Raw genomic sequence first — 2,250 nt, 5'->3', positions numbered from 1 at the left:
TACGTGGACGACGTGATCGCCGAAGTATCGAGAACCAAGCCGGTGCGCAGCCACTTCACCTTCACTCAGGGCGTGCAGGCGCTGGGCGCCATCGGCATCGCCGCCGCAGCCCGTCCTGCGATCTACCGCCGCCTGCCCTTGATGGCCATCGACCCCGGGATTCCCTGATGAGCGGACTTCAGATCACCGTAACCCAAGCCGGCCGCGCGGCACTGGTGAACGCCGCGAACACCGGCACCCTCCCCGTGCAGATCACGGCGATCGGCGTAACAGAGCAGGCTTTCACCCCCGCGGCCACGCACACGGCACTGCCGGGTGAGATCAAGCGGCTTCCCACTTTCGCCGGCGCGGTGGTGGCCGACGACACCATCCACGTCACCCTGCGTGATGACGGCCCCGACACCTACACCTTGCGCGGATTCAGCCTGTACCTGCAGGACGGCACCCTGTTCGCGCTCTACGGGCAGAGCGGCGTCATCCTCGAAAAGAGCAGCCAGGCCATGCTGCTGCTGGCCGTCGATGTGCGCTTCGTGGAGGTGCCTGCCACCAGCATTGCGTTCGGAGACGCCGGCTTCATCAATCCACCGGCCACTACCGAAGTGCAGGGCGTGGTCGAGCTGGCCACCGCGGCCGAGACGGTGACTGGCAGCGATGCCGTGCGGGCCGTCACCCCCGCCGGCACGAAAGCGGCGCTTGATGCGCGGCTCGGCGCTGGCGCGCCCACGTCCTTCTCCCGCACCCTGCTGGCAGCCGGGCTGGCCGCCGACCACCGCAGCCTGCTCGGACTGGGTAGCGCTGCCCTCCGCGACGATGGGCATGGGGGCGGCCTCGATGCCGACCTGCTCGACGGCCAGCACGGCAGCTGGTACCGCGACTGGGACAACCTCACCAACCGCCCCGCCGCCTTCCCCCCGATCGCCCACGGCCACCCCTGGAGCGATCTCAGCGGCGTGCCAGCCACGGCCCTGCGGTGGCCGAGCTGGGGGGAGGTGAGCGACAAGCCGGCCGCCTTCCCGCCGGCCAGCCACACCCATGCCGCGGCCGACATAACGAGCGGGCAGTTCGATCCGGCCCGGATCCCGCAGGGCGGCGTTACCCAGCACCAGGGCGCCCTGTCGATCGGCTGGGGCCAGATCACCGGCGTGCCAGGTGCCTTCCCGCCGATCGCCCACGGTCACACGATCGCCGATGTCTCCGGTCTGCAAAGCGCGCTGGACGGGAAGCTCAGCCTGTCGGGGGGTGTGGTCACGGGGACGCTTTTCCTTCCCGGCCTTATGGTAGCGCGGGGCGACGTCGGCACTCAGCAGGTGATGATCTCATTCGCGTTTGAGGACGGCATGCCGCGCATGTATCACGTGATGGAGGGCACCGGAGCCTACAGCTTGTATTTGCTGGCGCCGGGGGGGCTGCCTGCGCCGAATGCTTACGCGAAGCTGGTGGTAAATTACGACGCGCGTGCTTTCGTGGTGGCTTCTGACAACCTCTATTTCGACGGCGCGCAGGTCTGGGATGCCAGGACATTCAACCCCACTTCGAAGGCTGATGTGGGCCATGCACACGATGCGGCTGACATCACGAGCGGGCTGCTGAATCCAGCCCGGATCCCGCAGGGCGGCGTTACCCAGCACCAGGGCGCCCTGTCGATCGGCTGGGGCCAGATCACCGGCGTGCCCGGTGCCTTCCCGCCGATCGCCCACGGTCACACGATCGCCGAGGTCTCCGGTCTCCAGGGATTGCTCGATGCCAAGGCCGGTCTCTGGACCCACGCGGGATTCCATGCGATCGACATCGTCACGGGAGATTTCAACAGCCCGGCCGCGCGTTTCTACTTCAACCGCGAGGTGCAGGCGGCCGGCGGGTTCCAGGTGTTCTCATCCCGGCGCACCAAGTGTGACATCGAGGCACTGGCGCCTGGGCTGGAGGTCTTACGGGCCCTGCGGCCGGTGCGCTACCGCTACCGCAGCGACATCTGCGATGACGGCCGCACCCGCCTTGGCCTGATTGCCGAAGACGTAGCGCCCGTTCTGCCTGAGCCTGTCATTCAGCACGACGGCCAGCCGCCCACCCTCGACTATGACCAACTGGTAGCGCCGATGATCGCGTGGCTCCAGCTTCTCGATGCCCGTCTCGCCACACTGGAGTCCGTCCATGCCTGAGCCCCTCAATGCCCGCCAGCGTGAAATCGCGCCCGGCATCATCGCCGAACGCCTGGCCACGGCCATTCATCTGTTCTGGACGCCGGCGGACGAC

At 67.8% G+C, this 2,250-nt stretch carries 1 protein-coding gene; it reads left to right on the top strand.

The annotated features are described in order from the left end of the window. Window positions 1-167: 167 nt before the first annotated feature. Window positions 168-2,156, top strand: a complete 1,989-nt coding sequence (locus ACK42S_RS17620) for a tail fiber domain-containing protein (protein ID WP_409710681.1) — start codon at window positions 168-170, stop codon at window positions 2,154-2,156. The last annotated feature ends 94 nt before the right edge of the window (window positions 2,157-2,250 follow it).

Source organism: Caldimonas sp. (genome assembly GCF_046289365.1).
Classification (GTDB): Bacteria; Pseudomonadota; Gammaproteobacteria; order Burkholderiales; family Burkholderiaceae_C; genus Caldimonas.
The sequence above is the reverse complement of the archived record's forward strand: the minus strand, read 5'-3'. Positions and strand labels throughout refer to the sequence as shown.

What these genes read in the sequence shown, in the direction of transcription:
- ACK42S_RS17620 (WP_409710681.1), top strand. Translation starts at nt 168, where the DNA reads ATGAGCGGACTTCAGATCACCGTAACCCAAGCCGGCCGCGCGGCACTG.